Genomic DNA, 16964 nt, shown 5'->3' with positions numbered 1-16964 from the left:
CTTGGTGCTACTTTCACCCCCTGACTCCTCACCCCTAACGCCTCACCCCTGCCCCCTCACCCTCCAACACTCGTAGCTCGCGCTTCGCCGCTCCCCTACAATACCGCTCATGGATATCTACCTCGTAGGCGGCGCGGTTCGCGACAAGCTCCTGGGGCGTCCGGTCACCGACCGGGACTGGGTGGTGGTGGGTGCGACACCGGAGGCCATGACCGAGCGGGGTTTCCGCCCGGTGGGTCGGGATTTTCCTGTCTTCCTGCATCCCGAGAGCGGCGAGGAATATGCCCTGGCCCGCACCGAGCGCAAGGCCGGGCGTGGTTATCATGGCTTCGACTTTCATGCCGCCCCCGACGTCAGCCTGGAAGACGATCTGGCTCGCCGGGATCTAACCATCAACGCCATGGCCGAGACCCGAGAGGGCGAACTGGTGGACCCCTTCGGTGGCCGCGCCGACCTGGAGGCCGGCCTGCTTCGCCATGTCTCCCCCGCCTTCCGTGAAGACCCCCTGCGAATACTGAGAGTGGCCCGCTTTGCCGCCCGCTTCCACCACCTGGGCTTTCGTATCGCCGAGGAAACCCTGACGCTGATGCAGACCATGGCCACGCCGGAGGAGCTCCAGGCCCTGAGCCCGGAACGCATCTGGCAGGAAACCGAGCGGGCATTGGGCGAAGCGGCACCGCAGGTATTCATCCGGGTGCTCCGCGAGACCGGCGCCCTGGCGATTCTGTTTCCGGAAGTGGACCGCCTGTTCGGAGTCCCCCAACCCGAGGCCCACCATCCGGAGATCGATACCGGCGACCATGTGCTGCGGGTCCTGGAACAGGCCGCCAGACTCAGTGACGATACTCGAATTCGCTTCGCCGCCCTGGTCCATGACCTGGGCAAGGGGCTGACCCCGACCCAGGCCTGGCCCGCGCATCATGGGCATGAGAAGAGCGGGGAGAAACTGGTGGTGGCCATGGTCAAACGACTCAGGATTCCCAAGGCCCATGAACGCCTTGGCCGATTGGCGGCCCGCTGGCACACCCATGTGCACCGCGCGCAGGAACTGCGCGCCGCCACTATCATGAAGGTCCTGGAGGCTTGTGACGCCCTCCGGCGGCCTGAAGACTTTGAACGGCTACTGTTAGTCTGCGAGGCAGACGCCAGGGGCCGCAAAGGGCTTGAAGGGCGAGCCTACCCCCAGGCCAACCATCTGCGAGCCTGCCTGGCCGCGGCCGCCGCGGTGGGCAGTGAACAGGTGGACGCCAGCCGCTACCAGGGCAAGGCCTTCGGAGATGCCCTGCGACGACTGCGCGTCCGCGCGATTGCCAACACATTGAGCGGAGCAGAATGATGCTGAAAAAGATGGCTTGCCTGTATTGCCTGGCCCTGATGTTGCTGCTCAGCGCCTGTTTCGACGGTGAGGAGAGCAGTTTCGTCGGACCGGACGACGATGAAGATGAGATGCTGGACAGCGATACCAGTGAATTCAGCGGTGAGCTGGCCTGGCATTTTTCCGGTAGCGGCAGCAGCGGCATCGCCTTGTGGCGACTGGAAGACAGTGAACTGCGGCTGACCGAGCGCGCCAGCCAGAACCAGGAGGCGCTGCGCCTGCCCTCCCTGGCCCGGAATCAGGCCGGTCTGACGTTCACGGTTGACCAGACCACCGAGACCGACACGCTGCCCCGTGTCATCCATGTGGACAGCAGCGGCAACGATCGACAGTCCCTGCCTCGGGATGCCGGGGCCGACACCCGGCTGAGCTGGGGCGCCTCGGTGGACGCGGACGCCAGCACCATCGCCTTTGCCGAAGATATCCGCAGCGTTGCCTCTGACCCGGAGAGCAGTGTCAGCCGTGGCGTGGGCATCTGGGATCCGATTGCAGATCAGGTGGAAACACTGGTCACCGTGGAAGGCGACATCAGCTGCACGGATATCAATGCGGCCGGCACCTTTGTCATCTTTAACGACGATGGCCAGCTCTTTCGCAGCCCCAGCAGTGGGGCCAATCCGGTACCCGTACCCAGCAATCACGCGGATCTGCGTGCCGTCATCGTGGATCAACCCGCCGCCGGCCCCTGCCCCTTCCAGCTCAGTGACGATGGCAATCGGGTGGCCTTCATGGGCGAATTGGAGAACCAGGATGGGGTGGGCGCCTTCTTCGCCCAGATGGATGCCGGCGCCGCCCAACGGGTCGCCCCGGACCTGGCCGGCGACCTCGTCGCCTGGCGGCTTGCCGGCAATGGCGAGCGGGGTGTGCTGCTAAGCCGCGATGAAAGCGGCGACAACACGATCTGGAGGATGTTCTCCATTTTGATGATCAATCCCGGCCAGACGACGCAGGTAACAAGCATCACGCAGGTGGACGGCGCCCCGGACCCCGGGGTGGATATCAGTGCCGATGGCCAAACCCTGGTGCTGAGCGGGCGCGACCAGGATGGCCCCTTCCTGGAACTGAGCGATTTCAGTGGCGAGAACAGCGTGCGCATCGATGGAAACAGCGAGACCATGGGTGAAGGGCGACTGATCCCCTTGTTCTGAACGAGTGCCAATCAGGCAGTACAGAATCAGGGATACCAGGTCAGACCGACGCCGACAAAGTGGGTGGGATCGAAATCCTCGGTCCGGGTCCGCCCCACCTCCAGCCGAACGTCCCAGGCATCCGCCATGGGCTGAATCCAGCTCAGGGCCAGGGTATCGGCGCGACGCCCATCCACCGCTGAACGATCCCGGGCCAGGTAGACAGACAATTCCCGAAACTCACCGAAGTCATGGCGAACTTCGAAAAACAGACCGCGATCGCGGAAGCTCTGGGCCAGGGTAACCGCGGAACTGCTGAGCTGCTCAATGGCCTCCCGGGCGGCCAGGTCACCCGGATTTCGGTCGTAACTGTCCCAATTGAGGCCGGCCACCAGGGTCCACTGATCGTCCAGGAACCAGCGGCCACGAATTCCCAATTGACGCGCCTTGAGATCAAAATCCTCGGCCACCCGATCGCCGTTTTCCTCGTCGTCATCACCAGGATCCACCGGGATTCCGAACGGCGGCCCATTATCGCCATTGCCTGGCGAGCGGGCCGGTGCACCGGCCGACAGGGTGATCCAGCGCATGCCCGCAATCAGCGAGAGACCGAACTGTTCGCCATTGCCAGACAAGGTGCTGCTGAGACGGTCGGCCCGGATATCCCCCCGCCGCCCCCAGCGCTCGGCATGGGCGCTCAGCCGCCAGGTCTCGTTCAGACGGTACATGCCCCCCAGAACACGACTGCCCGTGTCCAGATCGGCTCCCTCGGCATCCACCTGGGACTCGCGCACTGTGACGTAGATCAGACCGCGCTCCCCGAGACTGCGGTCCACTGACAGCAACCAGCTGTATGAATCGGCATCGCTGGCGCGCAGCTCCGATTCCGCGGTCCACAAGGCCTCAGCGGTCGCCGCCTGGGCAAGCAGCAGTGCACAAACGATAAAAACAGAACGATTCATAGCCGCATTCGCAGATCACGAAAACCAAAGGCGCTCATGCCGATGCCCTCGCCACGGGCAAAGCCAATCACCTTGAAGCGTTCGCCCATCTCGCCCGGCAGGGTGAGAAGCTTCACCTCCTGGGCCAGCTTGAGCTGACTCAGGGTGTCCTCGGGGTTCACATGGGCAACATGACGATCGATGCCCGCCCCGAGAAGGAAATGGGCCTGGGTGGTGAAACCCAGCAGATCGCAGCCTGAAGCCACGGCCGCCTCGGCCACGGTGGTGAAATCCACCCAGGCGGTGATGTCCTGAATCCCCGGATAGACAAAGGGATCGTCATGGGCCCGATGGCGGTAGTGGCACATGAGGGTGCCACGATTGCGTTCCGGGAGATAATATTCCCGGCGCGGCAGGCCGTAATCGACAAACAGGGCCGCGCCGCGACTCAGGCACTCACCCACCCGCCGAACCAGCGCGGGCATGCTGACCGCCAGCTCGGATTCATAGCCTTCCGGGAGCTTGCGGCCGAGATCCTTTTCCACTGCCCTGACCCGCTCGGACAGCTCGCGGTCATGGGCCATCTCCCGCCAGGCGAATCCACGCTGACCACGGGCCACACCCAGACGCCGGACCGCACCACCGCGGATACGGAAACGCTCCACCGCCAGGGCATCCAGCACCTCATTGGCCAGCACCACGCCGCGCAGGCGCTCGGGCAGATCATCAACCCAATGGACGCGTTCCAGCAGATCCGGCGCCCGGGCCTCAATGGTCTCGGCCTGGCGCTCACGCAAATCCGCGCTCACCTCGAGAATGAGATAACGATCCGGCAGGCAACCCCGCGCGGCCAGATGGTCGAGGATGGCCGCGGCCATGGCGCCGGAGCCGGCCCCCATCTCGAGAATCTGGCCCCCGCCCAGACGATCCAGCACCTCCTCAGCCTGATCCGCGAGACAGACACTGAACAGGGAAGACATCTCCGGTGCGGTGATGAAATCGCCCGCTTCCCCGAATTTTCGCGCCCCGGCGCTGTAATAGCCCAGCCCAGGCTCGTACAAGGCCATATCCATGTAGCGGGAAAAGGGAATCACGCCCCCCTCGGCATCGATGGCCTCGCCAATGCGGGCAGCCACGCGCTGGCTATGGGCCAGGGCTTCCGGTGGCGGCTCCGGCAGGCGACCGGCTTCTTCCTCTGGATTGCGGGGTGCGTTCATGGCGCTGTAATCTGCCTCTTCCGGTCAGCGTTGGGATAAAAGATCATGCAGGATAATACAGGCCCCCTGGCGGGCAAAACGGCTCTGGTCACGGGCGCCGCCCGGCGCATCGGTGCAGTCATTGCCGAGCAGCTCCACCAGGCGGGCATGAATGTGGTCATCCACTACCGCCACTCGGGCCAGGAAGCCGAGGCACTGGCCCAGAGCCTCAATGACCGGCGAGCCGAGTCGGCGGTCACCGCCCAGGCCGATCTGCTGGCCCCGGATGCCTTCCCCTCCCTGATCAAGGCCGCGGAACAATGGGGCGGGCTGGATTTGCTGGTCAACAATGCCTCCAGCTTCTATCCCACCCCCCTGGGCGAGACCGATGAAGCCCAATGGGAGGATCTCATGGGCAGCAACCTCAAGGCACCCTACTTCCTGGCACAGGCCGCCTGTGAAGCCCTGGCCCGACGGCAGGGGCAGATCATCAACATCATCGACATTCATGCCTTCCGGCCCCTGGCCGGGCACCCGGTCTATACCGCCGCCAAGGCCGGACTGGCCATGCTGACCCGGAGCCTGGCCGGTGAAATGGCCCCCTCGGTGCGGGTCAACGGGGTCGCGCCCGGCGCCATTCTTTGGCCGGAGCAGCCAATGAATGCCGACACCCAGCAACAACTCCTGGCCCGCGTCCCCTTGGGCCGCAAGGGCGAGCCTCGCGACATTGCTGCGGCGGTGCTGTTCATGGTGCGCGACGCGCCCTATGTTACCGGCCAGATCCTGCCGGTGGACGGGGGACGCAGTGCGGTGGACTGAGGGCACCGGAACCCCCAATCCCGTGCAACGGTCTGATTTGAGGTAGAGGCGAACAGCCTGGAGAGGATGACGCTCATGATCAAGAAAGGCACACCGGTTCTGGTGCTGGTTCTGTTGCTGGCCTGGCTGCTTGCCGCCTGCGCCACGCCCACTCGGAGCGAGCATGACCCGGGGGTGGATTTCGACCGCTACCAAAGCTTTGCCTGGACCGCACCGAGGCGCGAGACCGTGCGGGATCCTGTTCTGGACAGCGAATTGCTGGACCGCCGGGTCGCCCATGCCGTCCGGGCCATCCTCAAGGACAGGGGCTATCAGGAAGTGGATGCCGAATCCGCGGACTTTCTCATCACTTACCACACGGTGACCCGTGAGCGCCTTGTCTCCCCTAATGTCCGGGTGCATCTGCACCACGGGCCGAGCTACCGCTGGCACCCTTACTGGCACCCCAACTATCATCCTCATCCATTTTTCGGCCCGCCGGTCCATCATCATGTGCATTACGTCGGCGATACCCGGGTCTACCGAGAAGGAAGCCTGATCGTGGACGTGATCGATCGTGAACGGGGTGAGCTGATCTGGCGGGGCTGGCGGGCCAGCGAGGTCCGCCAGGAACGCTTCCGGGACGAGCGGCTGAAACAACTTCTGCAACGTATTCTGGCTGATTTCCCTCCAGGATTCTAAGGGAGGCCATGCCATGTCCATTGCCATCCAAAAGTACAATCACCGCCGTGCCGTTATCGGCCTGCTGGCCTTGCTGTTGCTCGCAGGCTGCGCCACGCCGGTCAAGACCGAGTACGACCGGGAAATCAGCTATGAGCCCTACCGAAGCTTTGCCTGGATGGCACCGCTGCGGGTCGAGGTCGAAGACCCCGCGCTCGACAGTGAGCTCCTTGACCGCCGGGTGCAACGACTGGTCACCGAGGCACTGACCGAGGCCGGCTTCCAGCAAACCGACCCGGAGACGGCGGACTTTCTGGTCACCTATCGAAGCAGCAGCCGCGAGGCGGTCAGCGGCGGCACGGGACTGAGCATCGGCGTCGGCACTGCCCGCCGTGGAGGCGGCACTGCCGTGGGCGGCGGCCTGGCCGTGGGCGGGTCACGCCCACAGACCGTGACCACGCTGATGATCGATATCATCGACCGGGAACAGAACATGCTGGTCTGGCGCGGCTGGCGGGAGAGCGATCGCCGTCAGGACCGCTATGATGACAGTCGCCTCAAGCGACTGATCGAGGCCATCGTGGCCGAATTTCCGCCGGAAAGAGAGTAATGCCGGAAGACAATCCACAATGGCTCAGCTTCCGGGAGCTCGACGAGGCCGAACACTGCCCCAAGGGGACCGCCTTTCGGGCCTTCAAGCGCCTTGGCGAGGCACTCACCGAGGATCGGGATTTTCTGCTGCTCAGAGCCCAGTCCCATGGCCCGGACATCGAGTCCCTGCGCGCCCAGGGGCGTATCTATCCTGCCAGCATGAATGTAGTGCTCTTGAGCCGGGAGGCTGCCGAACGTGTCCGAGCCGACATGCACGACAGCTGAACGCCTGATCCTCCACGTTGACCTGGATGCCTTCTACGCCTCGGTGGAGCAGCTCGATTTTCCCGAGCTGCGCGGACAGCCGGTCATCGTCGGCGGCCTGGGGGGCCGAGGCGTGGTTTCGGCTGCCAGCTACGAAGCCAGGGCATTTGCTATCCATTCCGCCATGCCCATCAGCCGCGCTCGCCAGCGCTGCCCACAGGCCCACTTCCGCGCCGTGCGCATGGACCGCTATCGTGAGCTGTCACGACAGGTCTTTGGCTGTTTTCGTGCGCTGACCCCGGAGGTGGAAGGGCTCTCGCTGGACGAGGCCTTTCTCGACCTCTCCGCCGACCCGGCCGCCCGAACCGACCCCGAAGCGCTGGCCGAGGGCCTGCGACGCCGCATCCGCGACGAGATCGGCCTGATTGCCTCGGTGGGCATCGCCCCCAACAAGTTCGTGGCCAAGCTGGCCTCCGATGTGGGCAAGCCCGACGGCCTGGTGCATGTCCCTGCCCATGGCGTGCAAGCCTTTCTGGACCCACTGCCGGTGGAGCGTCTCTGGGGCGTGGGGGAAGGCACCACGCTGCGACTGCGGCGGGCCGGCCTGAGCACCTTCGGCAGCCTGCGACGGGTGCCGGAACCACGCCTTCGTGGCCTGGTGGGCCGCCAGGCCAGTCGCCTCAAGGCCCTTGCCGCGGGCCGCGACCGGCGCCCGGTCAAGAGCGAACGCCCGACCCACTCCCTGAGTACCGAACGAACCTTTGACCGCGACCTGAGCGAGTCGATGCGAATGCGCCAACTGCTGACCGAGATGGCCGAACAACTGGCGGCCCGCTTGCGGGAGCAATCACTGGAAACCACCAGCCTGACCGTCAAACTGCGCAGCCGGGATTTCCGTACCCACACCCGTCAGCAGCGCCTGAACCGGCCCAGCGCCAGCGGCGAGGAATTGCGCCAGGTCGCCATTGCGCTGGCCGAGCAGTGGTGGCAGCAGCAACCCCGGCCACCGAGGCTGCGCTTGCTGGGCATCGGGGCAAGGGAACTGGTCAAGTCCACCGGCCAGATGGGGCTTTTCCAGGACGCAAGCCGGCTGGCTGAAACCGATCGCCTGCTGGACGCCGCCCGTGAACGTTTCGGCGCCGGGGTGCTACGCCGTGGTCTGCGCCGGCGTGGCTGAGGCCAACGGTCGCCGCGCTCCGCCGGCTGGTGTAAATTCAGGAAATCCACAGCGACGAGGACGATCCATGCGCGGTCAGAGCGCCATCAACTACATCGACGGCCACCGACTCAGCCGGGCCCTGCAGGCAGGTGTCGCCCGCCTCAGTCGGCGACAGAATCATCTCAACAAGATCAATGTCTTCCCGGTGGCCGATGGCGATACCGGCACCAACCTGGGGCTAACCCTGCATGCCATGCTGCTGGGCCTGCGCCAGCGCCCCGAGCGCCATGCCGGACGCGCCCTGACCACATTGGCCGATGCCGGCCTGGACGGTGCCCGTGGCAACTCAGGGGCAATCATGGCCCAGTTTTTTCAGGGCTTCTCCGATGCCTGCGCCCAGCAGGCCGTACTGGAGGCCAATCACTTTGCCGTGGGGGCCAGCCAGGGCGCCGAATACGCCCGGGAGGCGATGACCGAGCCCCGGGACGGCACCCTGCTCACCGTGCTGCATGAATTCGCCGAGAGTCTCCAGGCCCAGATAAGACAGACCAACGCCGATATCCGGCAGATGCTGGAGCATTCGCTGGAAGCCGCCGAACAGGCCCTGGCAAGAACACCCCAGCAACTTGCCGTGCTGCGCAGGGCCGGGGTGGTGGACGCCGGCGCCGAAGGCTTCGTGGAGCTGTTGCGCGGGATCAGCGAGTTCCTCCACGCCGGCCATATCCGCCAATTGCCGGAGCCGGCCTTCGACGAGGCGGTCGAGGCCCAGGCCCGGGCGGGGGTCAGCGATGACCCGAGCGAGTTTCGCTACTGCACGGAATGCGTCATTCGAGGCGAGGACCTGGACCCGCGAAAGATCCGGGAAGCACTGGCCGGCGAGGGCAACAGCCTGGTCATCGCCGGGGCCCGGCACAAGATCAAGGTGCACATCCATAGCAACGACCCCAGGCGCCTGTTCCGCCTGGCCGGGGAATTCGGCGAGGTCAGCGGCCACAAGGCGGATGACATGTGGCAGCAGCAGAAGGACGCCGCCGGCGGTGCTCGCCGTGTGGCCATCGTCACCGACTCGGCCGCAGACCTGCCCGAAGCCTTGCTCGATGAACTGGATATCCATGTGGTGCCGGTCCATGTCCGCTTTGGCGAGAAGACCTATCTGGACAAGCTCTCTCTGAGTGCCGAGGATTTCTACCAGCGCCTGAACGAAGACGGCGAGCATCCGGCCACTTCCCAGCCCGCACCCGGGGAGTTCCGGCGGGTGTTTCAGGTATTGGCTTCTCATTTCGACAGCGTTGTCGCCATTCATGTGACATCGCGAGGCTCGGGTACCTGGCAGTCGGCGGTCAGCGGTGCCCGTCGGGTGGAAGGAGCCGACATCCGGGTGTTTGACAGTCGCACGCTGTCGGCCGGACTCGGACTTCTGGTCCGGGAGGCGGCTGAAATGGCCCAGTCCGGGGCCAGTGCCGATGAGATCATGGCGCGGCTGGAAGACAGTCGACGCCGCACCCGTGTCTGGGGGGGGGTGCGCGATTTGAGTTTCGGGGTCCGCGGCGGCCGGGTGTCGCCGCTGAAACAGAAACTGGTGGATCGCCTGGGGCTGACCCCAATTCTCACCGCCTGGGGCAGTGGCAAGGTGGATGCCGGCGGCATCCTGTTCGGACAGGATCGGGTGGTGGAACGCTTGGCCCGCTTTGTCCGCCGCCGCGCACGCTCAAGCCGCCGCTATCGTCTGCTGGTGGGCCACTGCAACTGCCGCGAGGATGGCCAGGCCCTGCTCGCGCAATTGCGGGACGCCCTGCCCCTGGACGAAGAACCGACCCTGGTCTCGGTGGGGCCCGCCCTCGGCGCCCACGCCGGACCCGGGACCCTGGTGGTGGCCCTGCAGGAACAGGACAACGCCAGCCCATGATGGTACTGGGCGGGCTCACGGCCGCACTGCTGGCCGCTGCCGGGACCGCCTCGGGCAGTCTCTCCCAGCTGCACGACTACCATGTGCATATCGACGAGCGGCTATCGCAACTGTCGGTGGAAGCCTGCTTTGATGGCCGCGTTCCCGATCTCCTCTATGCCTCTCACAACTGGGCCGGCAATGTCCTTGAGCAGGCGGAGATGGTGGTGGACGGCAAGACCCGGCGACTGCGCCCGGATGAAAGACAGCGCCTGCGTATCCGCCAGCAACCCGATGATGGCTGCATTCGCTATCAGGTCGATCTGGGCCGGGCCGCACGCAGTCGCAACCTGGGCATTGCCGCCCGCGCCGGCGAGGCCCTGGTGATCTCACCCCGCATCTGGCTGTGGCAACCCCGCCGCTTGAGCCCCTATCAGGATATTGAGCTGCATTTCGAATTGGATGGGGAACTGCAGCTTTCCGGTCCCTGGCGTGGGCTATCGGAGGCGGGTGATGACAACCCGGCCCGGTTCGCACTCGGCTATCCGCCCCTGGGCTGGGATGCCAGCATGGTGGTGGGTGAATTCGATCAGCTCCAAATTGAGAGAGCCGGTACCCGACTGGGCGTGGCCATTACCAGTGGCCCCGGTGAAGCTGCCGACCCGACCCTGAGCCATGACTGGCTTGAGGCCGGCCTTGAGGCGGCAACAACCATCTACGGCCGATTGCCGACCGACCGTGTTCAGGCCGTGATCATTCCCCTGGACAGTGGCGATCGCCCGCTGTCCAGCGGCCGGGTCAGCCGGGCCGGTGGCCCCGGTCTGCTGCTGGGCATGAAGGCGGGTTTTCCCGACTCGGCCTATCGTCCCGATCCCCTGATGGCCCATGAGTTCATGCACCTGCTGCATCCGCCGGTGCAGCGGGAACATGCCTGGCTGTCCGAAGGCATTGCCACCTACTACCAGTACATCGGCCTGGCCCGGGCCGGACACCTGTCAGCGGAAAGCGCCTGGCAACGATTCCTTGATGACATGGATGATGGTATCTGGGCCCGGATTCCGGGCACCATCCTGGACATCACCCGGGCCATGGGCCAGGAAGGGGGCGCGGAATTCGTCTATTGGAGCGGGGCCGCCCTGATGCTGAAGGCGGATGTGGCCCTGCGCAGCGATCCGGACACGGCCGAAAGCCTGGACCATGTGCTGGCCGAATGGGCCGCCTGCTGCTTCGATGCCCGCCGCTCCGCCGATGGCCGCGAGGCCCTCAAGGAGCTGGACCGGATTGCCGGAACGGACGATCTCTTCACCGCCTTTTATGATGACTACATCCTGGCGGTGGGTTTTCCCGACATCGCCGAAATCTTGGAACAGCTCGGCCTGCCGCAGCCGGGGAAAAGTTTTGAACTGGACGATGAAGCCCCACTGGCGCCCCTTCGTCGAGCCATCATGACGCCCCATGAAGCGCCCCTGATCGACCATTGAAGCAATCAGGCAATGACCCCGGCACCGCTCACAGGCTATAATCCCGCGTTCAACTTTTGGGCCTGTAGCTCAGTTGGTTAGAGCAGGGGGTGAGCCGGAATCGAAATGCCGGTGGCATTTCGCAGTTCGGCGAACGACCGGCCAGGATGGCCGGGCTGGACCGCGCGCGGAGCAGGACAGCGCAGCGCGAAGCATAATCCCGGAGCCTTCGAGCGGGGCTCGATGCCCCCGAGAAGGCTTTGGTAAAAGATGCCACACACGTGATTTTCAAAGGGCCTGTAGCTCAGTTGGTTAGAGCAGGGGACTCATAATCCCTTGGTCCCAGGTTCGAGTCCTGGCGGGCCCACCAGAAAAGAAAAAGGCCGGCGTTTTCTCAACGCCGGCCTTTTTTGTTTTCAACCCATGCGTCTTAGCGACGATTAACAAGGGGCAGGCCGCCCCAACTGCCATCGTCGACAAACTCCAGAGTCGCTTCCTTGTCGGATGGCTGCAGGGTCACGGTGAGGGTGTAGCTGGTGGTACCAGGATCCCACCCTTCCACTTCGATGCCCCAGTCACCCGCGCCCGGACTGTCAAACTCACAGACATCATCGTTGGTGCCGGGATTGCTGGACCAGCAGGAATTGGCAGTGGAATATTCCCAAACGTAAAGGTCGGCATCGGCGCTAAGATTGTGCAGGCGCACATGCAGGCTGGTGGTACCGTCCGGTACGACGGTGACGTATTCACGCCAATGATCTTCGGCAACACTGCCGGTCACCTGGGCGACATTGATTGCGGACGCGTCCGTACTGTCACTGCTACTGCTGCTGTTACAGGCGGTCAGCAGACTGGCAGCGGCAAGACTTGAAACGAGCAGGGCTACACCCCGCTGACGGGTCATTGATACAGGCATCGGATTCCCTCCTCCCGGGTAATGGCCTGGCGGCCCTTTTGTTGTTGTTGCTTGGTGGCCGGCCAGTCCCCAGGGTTTGGAGTCAGAGCCTGCCGATGGTAGATATTAACCCATTCCCGGGGGGGTGCCATCCCCCGAACAGGGCAACCCCGAAAAAATCCTCAATCCGCGGCTACGTCCGGCATACAGCGCCGCCAGACTCGCCAGCGCCGCTCCATGGCCTGCAAATCCCAGGGGCCGGGATCTGCCGCTACCCTCGCCACCTCGGGGCCAGGCCCGTCCGCACCCCGCAGCCGCCACCAAAGCCCGGTGGCCGTGGCCTCCCCACCCACCAGCCGAGAGACCGGACGGTTCAGAAAGGCGGCAATCAGGGCACAGAATTCATCGCTTCGGCTCAAGCCGCCGGACAGCAACAGTCTTTCTGACTGGCCGGCGAGTTCGTCCATGTCATCCAGGTTCTCGCGAATGAGAAAGCAGATACTTTCGAGCACGCCAGCCAGCGCCGCCTGGGGCTCCGGATCCGGGATCACGGACACCCCGTCAGGGGAGAGAAAGTCCGGTGATGGCCCGGCCTGCCACCAGGGGGAACCGAGCCCGCCCACACTATTGATGAACAGCGGCGCGTTGCCCGGCTCCCGCAGGGACTGACGGATCTGCGCCGGGCCAATGGCTTTATCAAGGCGACGACTCAACCAGTCGAGGGCGGCACCGACACCGTGGAGGCTGGCCTCGAGCGCATAGGGTGTCGGTAATGTGGGTTCCAGCAGGGTGAACTGGAAGGGACCGGGATCCTGGTCCGCGGCGACGGGGCGGAGCATGAATCCGCCCGTGCCCAGGTTGAGATAGCTGGTATCCGCCCGCGGTGAGCCGGCCAGCCAGGGCACGGCGTTCTGATCCCCCATCAGCAGCCCCAGGGGGACGGCGCCCGCCAGATCCCGCAACTGCCCGTAGTCATGATGGCTGGGACAGACCCGTGGCAGCCACCGCCGGTCCAGGCCAAAGGCTTCCAGCAGCACGGGGTCCCAATCCCCCACCTGACGGGACCACAGCAGACTGCGCTGGGCGAGCCCCGGATCAATCAGATGGGTATCCGGCTCAAGCAAGGCACGCAAGAGGAAACTGGCAAGGGGACCCATGGCCAGACGTCCGGCCGCCGCCGCCCTGGCCACCTGAGGCTCGGACTCCAGGCACCAGCGGAGTTTGGGCGCGCCACCGTAGGGCGAGTATCGCAGCCCTGTTCGTTCACGCACCTGACCCGGGGCCGGGCCCTGCCGCTCGGGCCGGCGACGATCGCGCCAGGACAGCACCGCTGTCAGCGGCTTACCGCTGTCACGATCCCAGCACAGCACACTGCCCCGCTGAACGGCCAGTCCGGCCGCTGTTATGGATTTCCCCGGGTATTGGGCACGAATACCGGCAATGCAGCGCCGCAGGCTGGCAACGATTTCGGCCCCGTCCTGCTCGACCCGATCACCGTTGTCTTCCCGGGTGGCGACCGCTGCATCCGCCTCGGCCAACTGGCGGCCCGCCTCATCCATGAGCAGTGCCCGAGAACCGTGGCCACCCTGGTCCAATAGTAGATAGGCCGCAGGAGTCATGAGCCCTTATCCTCCCCACTGATGGCCGTCGCCAGCTCGGGCAGGTAATCGGTCTCAATCACATCCGTCCCCCGCTGACGGAATTCCCTTGCCGTGGCAGCCGTCTCAACGCCGTAGACCACCCACTGCCAGTCACCCGGCCAGAACGGTGCCGGCCCTGCCGGGACCCGGTCCTGACGCACGAAAAGATACTCCGGTTGCAGGCGCCCTGCCTCCACCTGGGCCGACTCGTTCCAGGGCTTGAAGACCCAGCCAATGGGCAGACCGGATCGACTGCGGACCATTTCCAGAACGCGGCGGTCGAAGGATATGACCACCACCGGGTTCGGGACCCGGGAAAGAGCACCCAGCAGCGGTTCCACCATGGCCTCACGGCCAAAGCGCCGCAGACTGGCGCGCTTGAGCTCCACGAAAAGCTGCACCTTCGGCGTGCGACTTGTCAGCTCGAGCATGCTTTCCAGGGACGGCAGGCATTCCCCGGCGAATCGATCGCCGAAGCGTTCCGGCTCGCCAATGCTCGTCTTCTCCAGCTCGGCAAGCGACAGACTGCCCACCCGACCGCGACGACCGCTGACCCGACCCAGATGATCATCATGGATCACCACCGGCTGGCGATCGGCACTGAGCTGCACATCGAACTCCACCCGCCGGGCCCCGGCCTCGATCACCGCTGCCACACCGGCACGGGAATTTTCCGGGTAACGACCCGGCCAGCCCCGATGGGCAAGCAGCCAATCCACTGGCCTGTCAGAATCGCTGTCGATACTGGACATGAAGACGACGACCCGGAATCTCGTGGATGGTGGCATCAAAACTGTGTGCCGCGGTGGCTGCGGAGAACTGGGCGGCCTTGTCAAAGAGATTGCTCACGCCACCGGCCAGTTCCCCGCCGTGCCCGAAACGATAGGCCAGTTGCACATCATGATAGGTAAGACTGCCGATTCGATTGCGGTGATCGCCACCGGGGACGATGGCGCCGTCTTCATCTCGTTCTATGTCATTACAAAGGCCCAGATCGATCAGCAAAACCGAGGTGGCACCCGTCAGTTCCTGGCAGGGCTCGCGCATGGAGTCGATGAAGCGCATGCTCCACCGGAAACGCCAGGCGTCGCGCCGCCAGTCCAGAGTCAGATCGGCGCGCCACTCGGGCACGGCCTGGTTGACGCGGTTGGTGCCGGAAAGATTGGGCTGGCTCAAGGCCCGTGCATCTTCATCGTAAGTTGGCAGGCGGACGCTGCTCAGGCGGCTGGCATCCAGGTGCAGGTCCAGCTCGCCCCAGGGAAAGGGTATCCCAGAGTAGGCCAACCCCAGATCCATACCGCGAAAGCTGGCACCACGACTGTCATTGATCGGCACCAGATCAACACTGGTGTCAAACCCGTTCCGGGTCACCCGATCACAGAGTGTTTCCACACCCTCCCAGTAGCAACCGACAAGTGCCTCCTGAAAAAAAGGCGCACGAATGAAATCCTCGATTTCCTGCGACCATACATCGAGGCTGGCATGAAAACCGGGAAGTGCCTCCGGCGCCCAGCTCACTCCGATGCGTTCCAGGGTCGACTTTTCTGGATTCAATGTACGCCCACCGCTGACCGCCCCGCCCATGAGGACATCCGCCCGAACTGGTGGCAGGAAGATTCCGTCGGGAGGGATCCCATCTCTTTGACATCGCTCTATAATTCCGGGATCAGAGACCCCCGATTCCACCCCACTGCAGGGATCAAAGGAAACCATAAGGCTAGAGCTGGTCGACTCGAAGGCTTGGAGGGCACTGGGGACTCGCAAAGCCTGATCCCGACGGTAATGGATCTGCAGTTCAGACACGGGCTGCCAGGCCAAACCGGTGGAGAGCGTGGTACCTCCGTTGAAGACGTCAAAATCCCTATGACGCACACCCACGTCCAACTCGAGCATGTCCATCATCCAGCGATGGCGCAGCAAGGGCATTCGAGCATTTAGGTAAACCCCATCGCTGCGGTAAGTGCCCGCGAGCTCGCGGACATCGGGCAGGTCGCTGTTGGGACTGCCTTGCATCGATTGCGTGTAGCGGGTGTCACGGCCGAGAAGTCCGGCCGTTAGTGCCACCTCCCCGGCAGGCAGGGAAAAGGCATGGCCTTCGATATCGAAACGCCATTCATTCAGGGTGGTTCGGTTCATCGCCGCACCAGAGGTCAAAAGAAAGTCGAGCTGCTCTTGATCAATCGTCCCGCTGCCATCTTCACCCTGGCCACCAAAGAGGTTGATCGGCACGCAGTCAAGAAGCAATTCGGACGGATCACCGCAGCGCGCCTGATCATCCTGATCAATAAACGAAGGCCCAAGACCCTGGCGGAGCCGGTCGCTATCCACATAGCCCCGGAAACGATCATTTCCCTCACGATCAGCATGCATCACCGACAACTGCCAGTGCCATGGCCGATCATTCAGGCTCACATCACCACTCAAGACCGCCTGCAGACGCAGACTGTTCTCGCTGCTGTGATGGCGACGATTGCCCGCCTCTGTCAATCGCCGAGCAAGGGAAACCAGATTCTCAGAAGGATCGAAATCAAATCCGAAGGGGTTGAAATGATTATCCTCGGAGATGGTAATCGTATCGAAACCAGGCTGACCAAAGGCGCCAAGGAAGAGGTCATTGGGCGTATGTTCGCGCGTCGCGCGCTTGCGGGCATGGAAGGCATTGATCGTCAGGGTGATGCCTTCACTCAGGGCCTGATCCAGCCCGGCATGGATGCTGAAACGTGATTCCGGTGACAGCAGTTGCTGTTCAGCGGCAAAATTGTAGCGGTCGCTGTCACGAAAATCGCGAAAGTCATTGGCCACTTCGGAGAAGGCCGGGCTGCCTTCAATCAAATGCCAGTCGCGAAAGGCATTGTCTTCATCCAGGAACCAGAAGCGCCCCTGGGGCGTGGCCGCACTGCCCCGGGCTAAACCGGTGCCGAACACCGGCTCGGCGGAGATCCGCCGGTCACG

15 protein-coding genes and 1 tRNA gene are annotated in these 16964 nt (G+C 64.1%); 10 read left to right on the top strand and 6 right to left on the bottom strand.

All coding sequences use genetic code 11. The features are described from left to right. The first annotated feature begins 109 nt into the window (after positions 1 to 109). Together VCB98_RS08485 and VCB98_RS08480 are read left to right on the top strand one after the other, a co-directional pair. Positions 110 to 1336, top strand: a complete 1227-nt coding sequence (locus tag VCB98_RS08485) for a multifunctional CCA addition/repair protein (protein ID WP_346051688.1) — start codon at positions 110 to 112, stop codon at positions 1334 to 1336. Then, a complete protein-coding gene (locus VCB98_RS08480) occupies positions 1336 to 2523 on the top strand; it encodes a hypothetical protein (RefSeq protein ID WP_346051686.1) in 1188 nt (395 codons plus the stop codon). The genes VCB98_RS08485 and VCB98_RS08480 overlap by 1 nt, the downstream gene beginning before the upstream one ends. 26 nt (positions 2524 to 2549) lie before the next feature. On the opposite strand, the gene VCB98_RS08475 is transcribed toward VCB98_RS08480, so the two are convergent. Both VCB98_RS08475 and VCB98_RS08470 read right to left on the bottom strand, forming a co-directional pair. Next, positions 2550 to 3464 carry a hypothetical protein gene (locus VCB98_RS08475; RefSeq protein ID WP_346051684.1) on the bottom strand — a complete coding sequence of 305 codons (915 nt, stop codon included), beginning with the start codon at positions 3462 to 3464 and terminating at the stop codon, positions 2550 to 2552. Continuing rightward, entirely contained in the window at positions 3461 to 4660 is a 1200-nt protein-coding gene (locus tag VCB98_RS08470) for a class I SAM-dependent methyltransferase (protein WP_346051682.1), read from the bottom strand. Before VCB98_RS08470 ends, VCB98_RS08475 begins: the two co-directional genes overlap by 4 nt. 45 nt (positions 4661 to 4705) lie before the next feature. On the opposite strand from VCB98_RS08470, the gene VCB98_RS08465 reads away from it, so the two are divergent. The 8 genes from VCB98_RS08465 (at position 4706) to VCB98_RS08430 (ending at position 11847) form a co-directional block, all read left to right on the top strand. Further along, positions 4706 to 5458 (top strand): pteridine reductase, encoded by a 753-nt coding sequence (locus tag VCB98_RS08465; protein ID WP_346051680.1) that lies wholly within the window; start codon positions 4706 to 4708, stop codon positions 5456 to 5458. Positions 5459 to 5533: 75 nt separating this feature from the next. Then, positions 5534 to 6139, top strand: a complete 606-nt coding sequence (locus VCB98_RS08460) for a DUF4136 domain-containing protein (protein WP_346051678.1) — start codon at positions 5534 to 5536, stop codon at positions 6137 to 6139. A 13-nt stretch (positions 6140 to 6152) separates the two neighbouring features. Next, positions 6153 to 6728, top strand: a complete 576-nt coding sequence (locus VCB98_RS08455; RefSeq protein ID WP_346051676.1) for a DUF4136 domain-containing protein — start codon at positions 6153 to 6155, stop codon at positions 6726 to 6728. Next, entirely contained in the window at positions 6728 to 6994 is a 267-nt protein-coding gene (locus VCB98_RS08450; protein ID WP_346051675.1) for a hypothetical protein, read from the top strand. The genes VCB98_RS08455 and VCB98_RS08450 overlap by 1 nt, the downstream gene beginning before the upstream one ends. Further along, positions 6966 to 8150, top strand: a complete 1185-nt coding sequence (gene dinB, locus VCB98_RS08445; RefSeq protein ID WP_346051674.1) for a DNA polymerase IV — start codon at positions 6966 to 6968, stop codon at positions 8148 to 8150. Before VCB98_RS08450 ends, dinB begins: the two co-directional genes overlap by 29 nt. Positions 8151 to 8217: 67 nt before the next feature. Further along, positions 8218 to 10038, top strand: coding sequence for a DAK2 domain-containing protein (locus VCB98_RS08440; protein ID WP_346051673.1), 1821 nt, complete (start codon positions 8218 to 8220; stop codon positions 10036 to 10038). Beyond that, on the top strand, positions 10035 to 11498 hold the full coding sequence (locus VCB98_RS08435) for a hypothetical protein (protein ID WP_346051672.1): 1464 nt from the start codon (positions 10035 to 10037) through the stop codon (positions 11496 to 11498). Before VCB98_RS08440 ends, VCB98_RS08435 begins: the two co-directional genes overlap by 4 nt. 272 nt (positions 11499 to 11770) lie before the next feature. Continuing rightward, positions 11771 to 11847, top strand: a tRNA-Ile gene (locus VCB98_RS08430). A 60-nt stretch (positions 11848 to 11907) separates the two neighbouring features. Here VCB98_RS08430 and VCB98_RS08425 read toward each other — a convergent pair. The 4 genes from VCB98_RS08425 to VCB98_RS08410 all read right to left on the bottom strand — a co-directional run. Next, positions 11908 to 12393, bottom strand: coding sequence for a PPC domain-containing protein (locus tag VCB98_RS08425; RefSeq protein WP_346051671.1), 486 nt, complete (start codon positions 12391 to 12393; stop codon positions 11908 to 11910). A 161-nt stretch (positions 12394 to 12554) separates the two neighbouring features. Next, positions 12555 to 13991 (bottom strand): FGGY family carbohydrate kinase, encoded by a 1437-nt coding sequence (locus VCB98_RS08420; protein ID WP_346051670.1) that lies wholly within the window; start codon positions 13989 to 13991, stop codon positions 12555 to 12557. Beyond that, entirely contained in the window at positions 13988 to 14764 is a 777-nt protein-coding gene (locus tag VCB98_RS08415) for a glycerophosphodiester phosphodiesterase family protein (RefSeq protein WP_346051668.1), read from the bottom strand. Before VCB98_RS08415 ends, VCB98_RS08420 begins: the two co-directional genes overlap by 4 nt. Then, positions 14739 to 16964 (bottom strand): TonB-dependent receptor domain-containing protein (locus VCB98_RS08410; protein WP_346051666.1); only part of this gene is annotated, 2226 nt, incomplete at its 5' end. The genes VCB98_RS08410 and VCB98_RS08415, both read right to left, overlap by 26 nt.

It is taken from the genome of Natronospira elongata, assembly GCF_034931365.1.
Lineage (GTDB): Bacteria > Pseudomonadota > Gammaproteobacteria > Natronospirales > Natronospiraceae > Natronospira > Natronospira elongata.
This window is presented reverse-complemented; position numbering and strand designations above follow the sequence as displayed.